This is a genomic window from Ruminococcus flavefaciens (assembly GCF_900116855.1).
GTDB lineage: Bacteria > Bacillota > Clostridia > Oscillospirales > Ruminococcaceae > Ruminococcus > Ruminococcus flavefaciens_R.
The window spans coordinates 440,553-457,267 of record NZ_UETD01000002.1; the positions used below are offsets into that span (position 1 = coordinate 440,553).

General features: G+C 46.2%; 14 protein-coding genes. 8 read left to right on the plus strand and 6 right to left on the minus strand.

What is annotated here, in order from left to right; translation table 11 throughout:
• Positions 1-110: 110 nt before the first annotated feature.
• Positions 111-1,094, plus strand: coding sequence for a GDP-mannose 4,6-dehydratase (locus tag DSZ37_RS02085; protein WP_109725299.1), 984 nt, complete (start codon positions 111-113; stop codon positions 1,092-1,094).
• 116 nt (positions 1,095-1,210) lie between these two features.
• On the opposite strand, the gene DSZ37_RS02090 is transcribed toward DSZ37_RS02085, so the two are convergent.
• The 4 genes from DSZ37_RS02090 to DSZ37_RS02105 are packed head-to-tail and all read right to left on the minus strand — an operon-like array spanning position 1,211 to position 7,597.
• Positions 1,211-1,711 carry a signal peptidase I gene (locus DSZ37_RS02090; RefSeq protein ID WP_109725300.1) on the minus strand — a complete coding sequence of 167 codons (501 nt, stop codon included), beginning with the start codon at positions 1,709-1,711 and terminating at the stop codon, positions 1,211-1,213.
• On the minus strand, positions 1,692-2,300 hold the full coding sequence (locus DSZ37_RS02095) for a SipW-dependent-type signal peptide-containing protein (RefSeq protein WP_109725301.1): 609 nt from the start codon (positions 2,298-2,300) through the stop codon (positions 1,692-1,694). Before DSZ37_RS02095 ends, DSZ37_RS02090 begins: the two co-directional genes overlap by 20 nt.
• Positions 2,301-2,310: 10 nt before the next feature.
• Positions 2,311-4,716, minus strand: a complete 2,406-nt coding sequence (locus tag DSZ37_RS02100; RefSeq protein ID WP_109725302.1) for an MSCRAMM family protein — start codon at positions 4,714-4,716, stop codon at positions 2,311-2,313.
• On the minus strand, positions 4,691-7,597 hold the full coding sequence (locus DSZ37_RS02105; RefSeq protein ID WP_109725303.1) for a hypothetical protein: 2,907 nt from the start codon (positions 7,595-7,597) through the stop codon (positions 4,691-4,693). Before DSZ37_RS02105 ends, DSZ37_RS02100 begins: the two co-directional genes overlap by 26 nt.
• Positions 7,598-7,668: 71 nt before the next feature.
• On the opposite strand from DSZ37_RS02105, the gene DSZ37_RS17470 reads away from it, so the two are divergent.
• Entirely contained in the window at positions 7,669-8,022 is a 354-nt protein-coding gene (locus DSZ37_RS17470; protein WP_146198145.1) for a hypothetical protein, read from the plus strand.
• A 65-nt stretch (positions 8,023-8,087) separates the two neighbouring features.
• Here DSZ37_RS17470 and DSZ37_RS02115 read toward each other — a convergent pair whose 3' ends face one another.
• Positions 8,088-9,116: a 3-deoxy-7-phosphoheptulonate synthase gene (locus DSZ37_RS02115; protein WP_109725305.1), complete on the minus strand. Its 1,029-nt coding sequence runs from the start codon at positions 9,114-9,116 to the stop codon at positions 8,088-8,090.
• Positions 9,117-9,397: 281 nt separating this feature from the next.
• On the opposite strand from DSZ37_RS02115, the gene DSZ37_RS02120 reads away from it, so the two are divergent.
• Complete coding sequence (locus tag DSZ37_RS02120) at positions 9,398-9,961, plus strand: DUF3592 domain-containing protein (protein ID WP_109725306.1); 564 nt, start codon at positions 9,398-9,400, stop codon at positions 9,959-9,961.
• A gap of 128 nt (positions 9,962-10,089) precedes the next feature.
• Here DSZ37_RS02120 and DSZ37_RS02125 read toward each other — a convergent pair whose 3' ends face one another.
• Positions 10,090-10,392 (minus strand): rhodanese-like domain-containing protein, encoded by a 303-nt coding sequence (locus tag DSZ37_RS02125; RefSeq protein WP_109725307.1) that lies wholly within the window; start codon positions 10,390-10,392, stop codon positions 10,090-10,092.
• Positions 10,393-10,417: 25 nt separating this feature from the next.
• On the opposite strand from DSZ37_RS02125, the gene DSZ37_RS02130 reads away from it, so the two are divergent.
• From DSZ37_RS02130 to DSZ37_RS17560, 5 genes are all read left to right on the plus strand, one after another.
• Positions 10,418-11,224, plus strand: a complete 807-nt coding sequence (locus DSZ37_RS02130; RefSeq protein WP_109725308.1) for a HesA/MoeB/ThiF family protein — start codon at positions 10,418-10,420, stop codon at positions 11,222-11,224.
• Positions 11,225-11,493: 269 nt separating this feature from the next.
• The gene (locus DSZ37_RS02135) at positions 11,494-11,739 is read left to right on the plus strand and encodes an ACT domain-containing protein (protein WP_181380200.1); all 246 of its coding nucleotides are present in this window, start codon (positions 11,494-11,496) and stop codon (positions 11,737-11,739) included.
• Positions 11,740-11,749: 10 nt separating this feature from the next.
• Positions 11,750-12,892, plus strand: a complete 1,143-nt coding sequence (locus DSZ37_RS02140; protein ID WP_109725310.1) for a glutamate-cysteine ligase family protein — start codon at positions 11,750-11,752, stop codon at positions 12,890-12,892.
• A 24-nt stretch (positions 12,893-12,916) separates the two neighbouring features.
• Positions 12,917-13,675 carry a class II glutamine amidotransferase gene (locus tag DSZ37_RS02145; protein WP_109725311.1) on the plus strand — a complete coding sequence of 253 codons (759 nt, stop codon included), beginning with the start codon at positions 12,917-12,919 and terminating at the stop codon, positions 13,673-13,675.
• A 371-nt stretch (positions 13,676-14,046) separates the two neighbouring features.
• Complete coding sequence (locus DSZ37_RS17560; protein ID WP_181380201.1) at positions 14,047-16,563, plus strand: glycosyl hydrolase; 2,517 nt, start codon at positions 14,047-14,049, stop codon at positions 16,561-16,563.
• Positions 16,564-16,715 lie beyond the last annotated feature (152 nt).

The following is a 16,715-nucleotide window of genomic DNA, read 5'->3' on the forward strand; positions in this document are numbered from 1 at the left end:
ATAAAATATTAATTCGATATGACCTGTTATGTAAAACACTATTGAACGCTTAAATCGACAATTTAAATCAATCACCCATACAACAGGCAAAACAGAAAGGTGAGAAAAGAATGAACATGAAGGATAAGCGTATTTTTATAACAGGTGCTACAGGTTTTGTGGGCGCTCACATCACAAAGCATCTTATCGAGCAGGGGGCAAATGTGACCGTGCTCATAGAAAGATGCGACAGCACAAGTTATTTCAGTATATGCGGTCTTGATAAGAAAGTCAACATATACTACGGCGATATCAGCAACGGAGCTCTCATAGAGCAGATAATCGTAGAGCAGAAGATCGAGGTAATATTCCACCTTGCCGCAGTTGCTCTTCAGGACCTTGCATACAAGATGCCTAAGGTTACTTTTCAGGTAAACATTGTCGGTACATATAATATCCTCGATGCAGCAAGACTGCACATGGATACTGTAAAAAGCGTTCTTGTTGCATCCAGTGACAAGGTCTACGGAGACAGCGATGTTCTGCCCTATAATGAGACAATGATACTTCAGGGAAGCAATCCCTATGACGTTTCCAAGGTGTGTCAGGATATGCTTGCAAGAAGCTTCTATCACAGCTACGGTCTTCCTGTTGTAGTAGGCAGATTCGGAAACATCTACGGCCCCGGAGACAATAACTTCAACAGACTTATCCCCGGAACTATCCAGAAACTCGAAAACGGCGAATCTCCGGTGATCAGACACCCTGCAAACGGAGTCTTCAAAAGGGATTTCCTCTATATCAATGATATCGTCAACGCATATATGTATATGCTCTATAACATTGAAAAAGAGGACGTTGTCGGAAACGCATTCAATTTCGGAACAGGTATCGCAACTGATATAGAGACAGTTGTCAACAAGCTCAAGTCAATAATGAACTGCGAGGATATCCCCTCTGTTGTACAGCAGAGCGAGGTCTCCGAGATACTTATACAGCAGCTTGATGCTACCAAGGCATTTGAGCGTCTCGGCTGGAAGGCTGAGTATTCTGTTGACAGAGGACTTGCCGAGACAGTAGACTGGTACAGAAACGTATATTTCAAACAGAACTGAACTGCATGATATACGCGGTGAGCCGCCGTCCTATGTATATCAATGCTTTTATGAAATAGCAAAAAGACAGATACTTCACAAGAGGTATCTGTCTTTTTTGTTTGATATAAACTGTATTATACTGAGGTTTCCTTCCTGTCAAGGAGGTGATCGCCCGCTATCAGCAATATTATGAGCATTACTACCGCCACTATCCCATAGGGACTTCTGAGAAATCTGACAGCATTTCCTATCATTGGTATGTTGAATACGCATTTGCCGATAAAGCTTTCTTGCGTTACTGCTTCTTCATCCTCTGCATTGTTTGCATCGCCCTTTGTGTAAACACAGCCGTCCTCTATCCTGACAGCCCTGTGAGTGACAGCGGTTTCCTCCGACACACTGAACGTAATGACATCACCCTGCTTTATGTCTGCGAACTCTGCTCTGCTATCCACAAAGCATATGCTGCCTGTTTTGATCTCGGGCTCCATTGAACCTGTCCTGACGACGTAAGCTCGTATCCCGAAGATCAGCAGCAAAACAATAGCTGCCGCAATTACCGCAAACAGGGCTATTACACCGTTTACAGCGAAACGCAGTATCTTTCTCAGTGAACTACCTCCACGCTTCTTCATATGTCATTCGTTCACCGTCTTCATCGTCGGCAGGAACTGCCTCGGAATATACATAAATGTCGTACTCGTCGGTATCAACGCTGTCATCATCAGGGAAAACAGTCTTTACCCATTTTATCAGGGACGCTGTTCTGTCCGAAGGAGCCACGGCTTCGGTATAGTAGTAGAAGCCGTCCTCCTCTCTGTACTCCCAGCCATCAGGCAGCGAGGAATACCGATATTCGGACGCATTGATATAGGCATCTTCATTATCCTTTTCATCATCATTTGACAGCCACGATATATCTCTGACCTCCGATGATGAAAACTCAAGCCTTACTCTGATATAGCAGTCGATATTGCCGTTATTTTCGATCTGTACACTTTTCTGAAAGGGCTCGTCACTTTTCTCGGTGGGCGGCTCGAAAATCTCCGTAACAGTTATATCAGCTACCGGTTTCTCCTCAGGAGGATATACACCCATGAATCTGTTGGTGACCTCGTCCGAGCTTGTGAAATATGCGAGGGTAAATGCTGTGACAGCGATCAGCACAGCTGACAGTACCAGAACTATATACTTCTTTTTTATTTTCTTGATCCTGAGCTTCATAGCTGACACCTCAATTCTCGCTGCCCTGTGAGGCAGGATAGGTTATCTTGTTATCAGCAAACGCTGTATCGCTTACGGGAACTACTCCTTCAAAGCGGTTATCGAAAGCCACTGTCACCGTATCTTGTGAAGAAATGGTCACAGAAGCCTTGGTATTGCTGCTTATAACGGAATGTCTGTCCCCTTCCACAGTCAGCCCCGAAGCTGTATAATTCAGTGAATCCAGCTCCTCAACAAGGTATGTACCCATCGGAAGGTCGCTGAGCAATGTCTCCTTGGTGTAATCGCTGTCAGAACTGTCATAGGATATGGTGCCGACATACTCGGGACCCGACCTTATACTGTTGCCGTGTTCATCCTTTATTCGGGTCACCTTGAACATAAATGCGGGGAAACCTCTTGAATAAACTATGCGGTCTATGGTCTTTCTGATCTTTATACTGCCTTTAGCCTTTTCATTGGGTATACTGATCCTTACGCTGTCATCATTCGTCTGGAGCCATTCACTCAGAACATCGTCCACTGTAACATATTTCCCCGACTCACTGTCATACCTTACGGTATAAAGCTGGTCTATGGCGCCGTTCTCCGGTCTTATGTGAAAAACTGTGCTGAGATCCGACTTGAAATAGCCGTTAGGAGCGTTGACCTCCTCGACAAGATAATAACCGCTGGTAAGTACATCACCGAAGAATATGCCGTTTTCGTCCGATACTAAATTCTGACGGTCGGTAAGCGGATACGTCCTGTTCTGTGCCTTGTCAAACTGATACAGATTGAACACACCGTCCTTCAGCGGAACTCCGTCTGTATCCGTCTTTCTGAGCAGTATACCGTTCTGCTCATTCTTTATTGTCAGTGTGCCGCTCTTTCTGTCCGCAGAAAGTGCAGCAGTGATATTATCGGAATCCGCAGGCTGATACTGTATATCGATCTGCTCGTTTTCGTCAACATAGATCATCACGGAACCATGCAGTGATCTGAAGCCGTTTGGAGCCATTGTTTCGTCCAGTCTGTATGTGTGTCCCGCGGTAAAGAAAGCATCTGTCACCCATCCGTTCTTATCGGAAGTAAAAGTGTTTATGAGATATTCACCGTTTGTTACATCATAAACAGCAAATACAGCGCCTCTCAGCGGCTCACCGTCTTCGGTCTGTTTCAGTATCTGCAGGTGATCTCTTGAATTGGTGATAGTATCTGTTCTGATGTTGTGTCCCGTACCGCCGACCTCTCCCTGCTCATATCCTACTTTATAGGAAAAGTCATATGTTTCTCCGCCTAAAGTCTCAGCGCTGAGCTCTGTCAGGGAATCGGCTGCATATGGCTGACAGCTTGTGACTTTTGAAGCATCTCCGTCCCAGTCAGCAGGCTGTATGGAATTCGTAACGACCTCCATAGCGATATACTCGCTTGCCTCCTGCTCGTCGTTGAAGTAGTATATGGTAGTATTGGGCGAGATGAGTTCTCTAAGGGTATTCTCCACATATTCGCCATCTCTGCTGAAAAGGGCTATATATATGGACTCATGGCTATCCGTGTACTTTTCATCTGCCCATTTCTTATTGACTGTGATACCGAAGCCCTTCTGGTTGGTAACGATCATATGAGCATTTGTATTCTCACGGATCTCTCCGATGTTATACACACCGCTCTCTGTAAGGTTATATGTAGCTCCCTCGCTGTCGGTGACTCTCTCGTAGCTCCTCCACTGATAACCCAGCGGCATTTTTTCCTCCAGCTCCTCGACTGCAAAAACGGTGCGGGGCAGAAGATTTTCAACGACAACAGACAATCCGTCGGGTATACCTGCAATAGAACCGTTGTTTCCCGAAACGCTGCAAACAACTTTTTCTCTGCCGTGCTTTGACAGCTTTCCGTTTACATAAACGTAATAGTTGTCATCGTCATCCATAACATAGTATTCGCTTTTCTGATACGGAACAACTTCACCTGCTTCATTGACAAATCCCAGCTGGAACTCGAAGCCCGTCTTATCGTTCTCAACATGATTGCCGTCCTTGTCAACAACGTTTTTGGTGATTATAAGCTTTTTCAGATAATCCGAATCTATGTGATTATCATAGACCACTCGCTTACGATTTGCAATAGTCTCCACAGATGACTCAACATCGGAGAATTTCCTCTCCCGTGTTGCGGCATAGTCACTGCTGTATGCCCTTTCGCCGTTTATATCCACATAGTCATACTCCTGATTTAATACGGCAAGCTCGGAAAAATAGTATTCCGTATCCTTGTTCGGCATGGTAAACCCTGCTTTTTCACCTGCGCGGAGATAAAACACATTATTGTAGACGGTACCGTTTATCTCAGCGGACTCATCATAACCAACAAAGGCATTCTGCCCCTCATAGTGAGCCTTCATGCTGTCCTCACCGGGAGTTTGAGTAAAGGACAAACTCATCGCTTCCCTCTGGCTTATAGTAAAGCTGGTAAGCATATTTTGTATTGGAATAGTCGGTAGTCTGAGTTCCGGTCAGCTTCTTTTCAAGGAAAACGCTTTTTTCGTCTACTGTGGCAAGATTAAAGCGCAGTCTGAGGTTTGAAGCGCCTGCACCTCGCTCCATGTAGAATATTTTCATGGTGTGAGAGCTGTAATCCTTGAATACGCCCTCGCTGCTCTGGAAGCTGCCGTCATTTTTAAAGTATGTACTGATCCTGCTGTCATCCCATGGAGAACCATCAGGAAAAACTCCTGCATTGCGGAAGCAGTCCATAAGTGTGCTGTAAGTGTAAGTATTCTTTGTAGAGCCGTCATATGTTGCGACCTCACCGGTACTGAAATTGACCGAGCCCGATAATGAATCATGTACTCCTCCGATATCCAGCACAAGTATATCATCAATATAAAGCCAGAAATCATCATCACCCGTAAACTCAAAGATAAGAGGATTTCCGTTGGCGTCGCAGCCCTTTTCGGGGATCATAAAGGTAGCTTCCAGTGACATTCCGAAATAGTAATCCGGATCATTCTGAACATAAATGTTTTCCTTATATCTCGGGTCATCAGTGGGTATAGAGTTAGAGCCGCTGTCATAGAGGTTCTGGGTCTTGACGTCCTGACTGTCGACATGATCGAAGGGAAGGAAGTTGCCTCGGCAGTAGGATTTTTTATTAAGATCCCTGCCGGGTGAGACAAGCTCCTGATAAACGCTGAAATCGTATACATCAGTGTAGCCCTCGGCAGAGGCAACAGCGCCTTCGCCGTCCTCATTCATGAGAAAGGCAGAATTCTCGAAACAGCTGTATTCAAAGTATCCCGTTTCGTCATAGGTACTTTTTATGAACAGATGATTTGCTTCTCGTTCAGGAAATGTGTTATTTGAGGTAAAAAGCGGTTCAAGGGAGGTACCGTTTTTTAATACCGGGAACCCTTCAGGACTAAGAGCATTGGTAACAAGGCTTGTAGCTCCTCCGCCTGCCGTATAGTTGTACCCACCCATAATGTTCTTCTGATAATTTGCATCATAGTCATACATTTTTATGGTAATGCCTGCTGCCTTGCTGTCAACTGTCTCTACCGGCTGGAATTTATCTTCATTTCTTTCAACGGCAAAGCACATCTCCGTCGACTCTGTATCAATGACAGGTATCAGAGTTCCCTTATCGGAATACTTGTATCCGTACCAGCTCCATACATTCTCATCCCAAGCCGCAACGGTAGAAGTATACTCTCCGTTCTCTCTGCCTGTCAGTGTCACGCCTATAGTGCTGTTGGAAAGATTTTGTCCGTTCTGTGGAGCAAGGTACATTCCCGTTACAGGATTGTAAAAATCGTAGTAGCCGGAGTCTCCATACTGTATGAACTGCCAGTAAATGCTTGAAGCAGCGGTATTGTTCTCACGCCATTGTATCACATCTCCGCTTTCCCATACCTTTACCAGATCTCCTTCACCGTTTATTGCATAATTCACATATTCGCCGTTCTCATACTTTTTGGCATAGATAACGACATTTACGCCGTCATGCAGCTTTTCTGTATCAGAAACGCTGACTTTTTCCGCAGTGATCACATCTGATTTGAGAACCGTATCCTCAGAAAGCGCAGCAAGGATAAACCATTCGTTCGGGTCCTGATTTCCGTTCCACGAGCCGAAGCCGACAGTATAACTATTATTATAACGATTGAGTGCATAATTGTTTGAATTTCGGAAACGAAGCTTATTCTCACGATTTGTCCCTTTATTACCGTTATTATCAATATATATCCGTGAATACTGATCCGGGGTATCAAGAAGCTGAACAGCTGAATTGGTGATCGTCATATATTTTGTAACGCCGTCAACTTCAGTGGTGATGTAATAGTATCCTCCGTTCTGATATGAAAAATGCCATATTGGTACATTATCAGAAAAGAAGTACTGTGTGTACAGATCAGCATCTTCCCCTTCTACCGGATAATAATTACCCGCCCGACTGTCCTCATGATAGAAAACCGCTTTTTCTATTCCAAGTCTGTCAGTCCTTCCGGAAACATATTTATTCATTACAACAGCCAATGTATCTGCGGAACCTGTTGTGCTCTCATTTCCGTCAAACCAAGCTATCGCGAGATCCTTACCATCAAGAATGTCTCCGATATTATTATCCGCAACATTGTAGAACAGAATACCATACGCCGAGAACGACTGAGTTTCAAACTTCATCATATCCTGAACAGAAACTGCCTTTTCAGACTCCTCCGCAGGCTCATCGGAGGACATGATATCCTGTTCGCTTGAAGCCTCCATAAGCTCAGCCTGCTCCCCGGAGAAATGAATGACATCCGAAGCGATATCAAATGTATTATAGTCAAGCTCGGGTCTGTTGTATGCTATCTCAACGGAAACAGCTGCCTCGGGTTCGATCTCCGTCCCGTTATGTATAAACTTTATATCAAAGAATCGTGCGTGCTGAATTTCGACCACAGCACCGCCGTTTTCATTGAGAGAATCATTCAGAATCGTGTTGGATTCTTCAAAATAATCCGCATACTGCAATGAATCCGAAACTATCTCCTTCATGGAGAGCACTGCTCCCTCGGGGATATTTGCATCTTCCGTAAATGATGCATTTATTCTTATATCATCTGAACCTATCGTCGCTGTAAACAAGCCATTCTCGCTTTTTCTCACAACAGCATCGCCGTCATTATCCTGAACAATATCCTCTGTACTGCGTTCAGGCGCTCCATGAGAATATGTGGTAAGTCTGTAAATATCGGCAGACGAAAGGAATAATGAAAGGCACATAAAAATGACAATGAATCTTCTCAAAAATCTAAGATCATTTTTCTTCATTCTCTCACCTCTTTTAACACATACTGCTTTACATTATTATATAGTAATCAAAAAAATATAGATATTATATCATGTTTTTAACAAAAAAGCAAGAAATGCCGAGAAAAAAATGTGGTTTATCCATCCTTCCTGCAAAGTTTTCAAAAAAAGCCGCAGGCATTAAGAGCAACACTCTTATAGAAGTTTTACAAGTGATATTGAGGGAAACCCTTTTGAAAAAGGGTTCTTCCTCAAACTCCTTTCCTAAAACTTTCAGCATTAAATTTAGCCCCGTCAGGGCACTCTCAGTATTATTACTGATTTTCACATCTTGTGTGGAGCGCCCTGTCGGGGCTAAATTCAGTTATAAAGTCTTTGAAAAAAGGGGGCTTGGGGGAAAAGAACCTTTCCTCAGAAAGGTTTTTTCCTCCAATAATTACATATAAACTTCTATATAAGTACCGCCCTTATATCCTGCGGTTTTAGTTTTATTCCGTATAGATAACCGGTATTATATCCTATCGGCAATATCGAGTATCATTTTCTCGGTCTTTTCCCATCCGAGACAGGGGTCGGTTATGGACTTTCCGTAAATATGCTCATCGACCTTCTGATTGCCGTCCTCTATGTAGCTTTCTATCATGAAGCCTTTTACAAGCTTGCGAATTTTTTCGTCATATCTGCGGCTGCTGAGCACCTCCTTGACGATACGGGGCTGTTCAAGATGACGCTTGCCCGAGTTGCAGTGGTTTGTATCAATTATTGCAGCAGGGTTGCTGAAGCCCTTTGCCTCATAGAACTGGTTGAGCAGCTGAAGGTCCTCATAATGGTAATTGGGCATACTCTGGCTATGATGATTTTCATATCCTCTGAGTATAGCATGAGCGAGAGGATTTCCCTCAGTAACGACCTCCCAGCCTCTGTAAAGGAAAGTGTGCCCCGACTGGGCAGCCTCTATGGAGTTCATGAGCACAGGCATACTTCCGCTTACGGGATTCTTCATACCGACAGGGATATTAAGACCGCTGGCAGTAAGACGGTGCTGCTGGTTCTCAACGGAACGGGCGCCGACTGCTACATAGCCCAGAAGGTCATTGACGTAACGGTGGTTCTCGGGATAGAGCATCTCGTCAGCACAGGTAAAACCTGTTTCCTGAATAGCTCTGAGGTGCATTTTTCTTATGGCAACGATACCCTTGTACATATCGGGCTTCTGGCTGGGGTCAGGCTGATGAAGCATACCCTTGTAGCCCTTGCCTGTGGTACGGGGCTTGTTTGTGTAGATACGGGGAACAATAAGTATCTTGTCATTGACCTTTTCCTGCACCTCTCTGAGGCGGCAGATATAATCAATAACGCTGTCCTCATTGTCAGCGGAACAGGGACCGATGATAAGAAGCAGCCTGTCATTGTCTCCTCTGATTATCTCGGCTATCTTTTCGTTTCTCTCTGCGATGACCTTGCCGAGCTCCTCGGAAACGGGGTATTCGCTCTTTACTTCGGCAGGTATTGGCAGTTTGCACTTGAAGTTCATATTCATGATTACATTATCCTTTCTGTCTCAATTCAGAATTTCTATTCTATTATAGCACATTATTTTATTAATAGCAAGAAACGCGGCGAAAAAACTGCCCTGCATAAGAACTCTGCCGCGAAAAGGGCAGCGGGGGCTCCCCGCTTATAGCACACTATTTAGCAAATAGCAAGAACTGCGGCATAAGAGCTCCAAGCATAAAACCTCCGACATCCGAACTTTTTATCCCATAGCCTTGCATTATAACGGCAAAGGTGTTATAATAGGTTAACAAAGGGGAGATTTTTATGACAGTGGGAACTGTATTATTACTTACGGGAATTTTTATTATAATTATAGGAGCCATAACCACCGCCCTCATGGTGTGGTTCGGGTTCAAGCGTCCGAAATACAGAAAGGAACACTTCACAGCAAGGACAACGGGCACTGTCGAGAGAATGTCCAACTTCTACAGCAATGATATCCGCGTTCCTCTTGTCAGTTACACAGTTGAGGGACAGACCTATAAGGTGGCAGGTCCGAGATTTGCAGGCAGCACTATTGTCACCTTCAATGTCGGTCACAGTCAGCTCCTCACCGGCAGTTCCAACATCACCACAGAGGGAGAGCTTCCGACGGTGGTAAAGATGAGGGGCAGCAAAGACGCAGCACAAAGTGCAATGACTGCAAGATACCCCGTGGGAAAGACCGTTGACGTATTCTACGACCCTGATGCTCCCAAGCACGCATTTGTAGAACGTGACGCACCGATGTCAAAGACCGTTGCAGCGCTTCTTACCGCTGTCGGCGGAGCACTCACTGCTACGGGAGTGGTCATGGCGGCAATAGGCATTCTTATCCTTACGCACTAATACACGAATACGATCAGCCGCAGAGGTCTATCCCCTGCGGCTTTTTTAATATAGGAAAAACCTATAACGCTGCCACTTGAAAAGGCTGCCTGCCTGTGGTATACTTATTAAATAAGTAGGAATTGTAGTTACAGCTCTGTTCCTGCAAGAAATGCCACATATGCAGCATATCCGCCATCGATATTACAGACCTCGTATCCGCGGTCCTCAAGTATCTCGGCAATCTCCTCACTGAGGTCCCCCGTCCTGCACAGGACATAAACAGGTTTGTCCTTCGGGAGCTTTGACAGTCCTGTGGATATCTCGTCAAAGGGCACGTTGACAGAGCCCTCAAGCCCTTTTAGTTCAAACTCCTCTCTGCTCCTAATATCAAGCAATAGTACCTTTTTGGTATCGAGGCTACATAATTCCGCTGCATTTATTCTTTTCATAGTGATTTCCTTTCAGGAGGTAAAAATGATCTTATCAGATGAACAGCTCGCGCGCTATTCGCGGCATATAACATTAAAGGAGATAGGCGTAAAAGGACAGAAAAAACTCCTCGCCGCAAAAGTCCTCATAATCGGTGCAGGAGGTCTGGGCGCACCTGCCGCCATGTACCTCGCCGCCGCAGGTGTAGGGACGATCGGCATAGCCGACTGTGATGACGTTGAGCTGTCCAACCTGCAAAGGCAGATAATCCACACCACCGAAGATGTTGGCAAGTCCAAGGCAGAGTCCGCCGCGGAGACCATAAAAGCGCTGAACCCCGATGTCACAGTAAAGGCTTTTCACGGATATGTCAACAGCAGCAATATCGCCGAGCTCATAGCCGATTACGACTTCATCATCGACGGTGCCGACAATTTCCCCACAAAATTTCTCATAAACGACGCCTGTGTACTCGGGGACAAGCCCTTCTGCCACGCAGGTATACTCCGCTTTGAGGGACAGCTCATGACCTATGTCCCCGATGAAGGTCCCTGCTATCGCTGCATATTCGAGGCGCCTCCCCCGAAGGACGCGGTCCCGAGCTGCCGTGAGGCAGGTGTTATCGGCGCAATGGCAGGTATCATAGGTTCTATGCAGGCTCTCGAAGCCGTAAAATATATCACAGATCAGGGGGAACTTCTGACAGGAGCTATGCTCATATTTGACGGACTGAAGATGGAATGGCGCAAGGTTAAGCTGCCGAAAAGTGTTCCCTCCTGCCCCATATGCGGCGAAAGTCCGACTATAACAAAGCTTTACGACGAGGAACAGCCCTCGTGCAGCCTGCTATAAACTGATTATATAGCAGGCAAAAGCATTTGTCAATGGTTTATTCACAGAATTCCTATTGACAAAGTATGCAAAATGTAGTATAATATTATCATAGTGTTTCAGTATGTATTTACGGAGGTGTTTGTTATGCAAGTCTGTATTATCGGATCAGAAAATGATATGTATATAGCAAGCCGCTCCCTGTCAGCTGAAAAATAGGCTAAAACTGCCTGTAAATAATGTCTGACAGGGAGACAGGTATGTCTCTTTTTTATTTGCAGGAGGTATATATGAAAAGGATAGAAGTCATCTCCATCGACAGAATAGGTCTTGTGCAGGAGATATCCAAGGTAATAAGACGGCTTAACGGTAACATAGTCTCTCATACATCAAATGTTCTGACAGACAGCCATAGCGTTCCTGTTTCGCATTTTACAGCCGATATCCTCTTTGATACGGCGGCGGAAAACGAGTCTGTTCTTCGCAGGCTCCGAAAGATCAGAAACGTGCAAGAGGTAAAAATCACAGATCTGTGAGGCGATGAATATGAACACAAGCAAATATTTTTTCTCGGGCAGCTTTGGGCTTGAACGCGAGACTCTCCGTGTGGACGATCAAGGCAGACTTGCTCAGACTCCGCATCCGTTCGGCAATGACGAGCACATTACCCGTGATTTCTGCGAAAACCAGATCGAGCTGGTCACACCTGTCTGCCGCAGTATTGACGAGGCATTGGAGTCCCTGTCCGAGCTTGACAAGAAAGCGCGGGAGGTACTTGCCGGGAACGGCGAGAACATCTGGCTGTACAGCAATCCTCCGCATTTTGACACCGAGAACGATATCCCCATAGCAGATTTCACCGGAGACCACTCCTCAAAGCGAAGCTATCGCGAGGTACTGCAAAGGAAATACGGCAAAAAGCTCATGCTTTTCTCGGGCATACACTTTAATTTCTCATTCGCAGAGGAATTCCTCCGTGAGCTCAATACAGAAAAAGAGGACTTCCATTCATTCCGCGACAGACTGTATCTCAGGCTGTATAAGCAGCTAATGTGCCACAGCTGGCTGCTGGTGCTGCTGACAGCGGCAAGTCCATACTATGATGCTTCACTTGACAAGGACGGAAAGAGCAGCATAATCATGAGCCGATACTCCTCAATGAGAAACAGCGAACGCGGCTACTGGAACAAGTTCCTGCCCATACTCGACCACCGCGATCTGCGGACGTTCACGGGCAGCATCAAGAAGCATATCGTAACAGGCTCGCTGTATTCCGCAAGCGAGCTGTATCTGCCCATAAGGCTGAAGCCAAAGGGAGTGAACAGCCTTGAGAACCTTGCCGTCGGCGGAGTAGATCACATCGAGCTGAGAATGTTCGACCTCAATCCGTCCGCACCTCTGGGAATAGACAGCAGAGACCTTGAATTCGCCCATCTGCTCATTCTGTATCTTCTCTCGCAGGAGGACTTTGACTTTACTCCGCAGCTTCAGGAAAAGGCAGTTTCCGACCATAAGAACGCGGCACTGCTTGAGCCTGATAGCAAGCTGCTTGAGCGCGGCGAGCTGATAATAAATGAAATGTCGGAGTATTTCTCCGCTAACGAGAAAGCTCTTGAAATAATAGAATTTGAAAAGAATAAGATAAGCGGCAATGTCTGTTTAAGCAGAACTATGATGAACCATGCATGATCAATTTTGAAGGCGGTGAAAAAAATGTGCGAGCTTCTGGGCTTCACTTCCGAAAAGAATACCGACATCTCGGACTACCTGCGGACGTTCTTTTCCCACAGCAGCAGTAACCCCCACGGCTGGGGAATGATGTACGAAAACGGCAGCAGGATAATACTGAAAGAAGCTGTAAGTGCAGAGGAAAGCAGCTTTCTCAGCGACATCATAGACAGTCTTTCGCCCCAGAAAAACCTTCTCGCTCATATCAGATTTGCTACAGTAGGCTCCATAAACGAAAACAACTGTCACCCTTTCACGGGCACAGATAACTCAGGCAGGGAGTGGACTCTGATACACAACGGAACCATCTTCAACGGAAAGCATAATCACAGATATTCCGCCGTTCAGACAGGCGATACTGACTCGGAGAGATTTTTCCTTTCGCTTATTGACCGCATGAACGAGCACATTTCCCGAGCTGTCCCCAATGAACGGGAGCGGTTTGAGATAATAAACACCTTCATAGCGGAAAACGCACCGCGCAACAAGCTGAACCTGATGATATACGACGGTGACCTGCTTTATGTTCACAAGAACCTGAAGAACACCCTCTGCTTCAAACGGCTTGAAAACGGCATCGTATTCGCCACCAAGCCTCTTGACACCGGCATATGGATACCTTTTCCCATGGCGCAGGTCATAGCATACAAGCACGGTCGCGAGGTCTACCGCGGAGACCGCCATAAGGACACATTTGTCCCGACTCTCGAATACATCACCGCAATGGACGCGATGTATATATGAACATTTAAATTCCAATAAATATAAAAGAAAATGCAGGAGCGTTATACTCCTGCATTTTCTCATATTGTAAGGCCGCTCTCAAGCATTCCGAAGATGTCTGCACTTTAATATGATAATGGTTATCATTTTCATATTTATTATATCACTTTTTTTCCGTTTGTCAATACTGTTGTTATTATTTTCACACAACTTTCACATTTGATAATCATTCTCATATTCACACTTATTTATAGCAAAACCATGATAATTATGGTACAAAAATGTTATTTTATGGCATGAAAGACTATTTTTTCGGCGAAAAATATGGGGTATAATATGAGCAGAAGCAAACGGTACGGAATGATCCGTAAATAAATGAGAGGGTGATATAAATGAGAAAGATCATATCGGCAATACTTTCATCGGCACTTGCCGTGAGCGCAGTCGGCATAGCTCCCCTGCACTCGGAAGCAGCGGGCAGCCAGTACGAATTTGAAGACGGGACCATAACAAGTACGGGCGAGAACAGTGCTGAGATCGGCACACTCAAAGGTGCCAGCGGCGGCAGAGCCGTTGACCTGAAGGACGGCGGCAACACAGTAACGGTCAAAGTAAACGCCTCCGAACAGGGAATGTACAGGATAACTCTTCGCTACTGCCAGCCCTATGACGAGGACGGCAAGTATCAGAACATACTTGTAAACGGCAGGAACGCAGGCGAGATATTCTGCGAATACACAGGTGATAACGAATTCTCCACAGTCAGCATAAGCTCAGAGCTGAAAGCAGGAAGCAATGACATAACCGTTGAGGCATCATGGGGCTGGACTTATTTTGACGCACTGCTCATCGAAAAGGGCAATTTCACCGCATACACAGGCGGCGGAAAGCTTTCCAATCCCAAGGCGTCGGCTCAGGCACAGTCACTTTACAACTTCCTCTGTGACACCTATGGCAAAAATGTCATATCGGGACAGCAGGAGTCTACTTGGATGGGCAGTGAGGACTACGAATTCGATATCATAAAGAATGCCAGCGGAAAGTATCCTGCACTCCGCGGACTGGATTACATGGGCGACGACTTCGCAGGCTGCAACAGACGTGCAAAAAAATGGTACGATAAAGGCGGTATAGTCACTATCTGCTGGCACTGCGGAAGCGACTTCCGAGGCAGTCATACCGAAGCTATGAACAGCGACCTCAACTGGAACGCCGCCCTGACTGAGGGTACTGCGGAGTACAATACCCTCATTGCAGGCATGGACAAGGGCGCAAAGGCACTGAAGGAATTGCAGGAGGCAGGCATTCCCGTAGTGTGGCGTCCCTTCCATGAATTTGACGGAAAGTGGTTCTGGTGGGGCAAGGGCGGAGCCGAAAACTTCAAAAAGCTCTGGCGGATAATGTACGACAGATATACGAATTACTGGGGACTTGATAATCTTATATGGAGCCTTGGCTACTGCGGCGACGTTAACGCAGGCTGGTATCCCGGGGACGAATACGTTGATATAATAGGCTCTGACACCTATGTGAACCACACAGGCTCGCTGGCACCTATGTACAACAAGACTGCTCAGGTCGCCAACAAGCCTGTATGTCTCCACGAGAACGGACCTATCCCCGATCCCGAGAAGATGAAGTCCGAGGGAGCAAAGTGGCTCTGGTTCATGACATGGCACACCTCTTTCATCGACAGCAACGAATTCAACACTGCATCATATCTCCGACAGGTCTACAACAGCGACTATATGCTCACCCTTGATGAGCTTCCCGACATCTATCACTACGGAAGCACAGCCTCCTACGAGAGCACGGACCCTGTTTTCAAGATAGAGCCTGCCAAGGGCATAAAGGGAGACCTTAACAGCGACGGCGAGGTAAATGTTGCCGATGCAGTTCTTCTCCAGAAATTCATTCTCGGAGCAAAGGACGCAAGCATAACCGACTGGAAAGCAGGCGACCTCTGTGAGGACGAGGTACTGGACGTATTTGACATGATAGAGATGAGAAAGCTTCTCACAGCGCCTATTGTAACTCCTCCTCCCGTGGAGCCGGAGACTCCTAAGACCACATACAAATTCGATCCCGCAAAGAAATACGCCGAATACGGTCAGAACTACCGGAATAACGCCTCACAGGGCGGAACCATCGTGAAAGAGACCTACAACGGCATAAACGGCACCAATTCACTTAATGTCTATCTGCCCTACGGCTATGACAAGAACAAGAAGTACAATATATTCTACTTCATGCACGGCATGGGCGATAGTGAGAATTCGCTTTTCTACAATGACAACGGCGAGTCAGTCCGTCTCATAGACAACATGATACAGAACGGCGATATCGAGCCGATGATAATAGTTACCCCCACCTTCAACAAGGTAAGCTCCGACACATTCTACAATGCCGAGAACTTCTACAAGGAGTTCCGCGAGAGCGTCGTTCCATTCGTTGAGGGCAAGTATTCCACATATGCGGCTTCCAATTCCAAGGAAGATATCAAAGCATCCAGAATGCACAGAGCCTACGGCGGCTTCTCAATGGGAAGCGTTTCCACATGGGCAGTTTTCGAGAACTGCGTTGACATAGTGGGATACTTCATGCCCATGAGCGGAGCTCATCACTGGGGCACAGGCACAGCCGACGCAGGCGCACTGGCAAGAGCCGTTGATCGTGCAGGGCTGAAGAAGAACGAATACTTCATCATGTCAGCAACAGGCACCTCAGACTTTGCAAATCCCGTTCTGAGCCCTCAGATAGAGTCAATGAAGAATCTGAGCCAGTTTGAGTACACATCGGACTTCTCCAAGGGCAACCTCTGGTTCATACTGGCAAACGGCGGAGAGCACAGCTGGTACTATGTAAGGCAGTACATCTACAACTGTCTGCCGTTCTTCTTCCGCAATTGACAAGAGATCTACAGACATCCTCACTCCCATTATCGTGCCAATAAATATTCAAGGCATCAGCCGACCCGTTCCCCACGGGCGGCTTGCAGGAACTCCGCACCACCATGCGGAGTTTTTGCGTATTGACGTATTCCGGGGATGAGTGTATAATA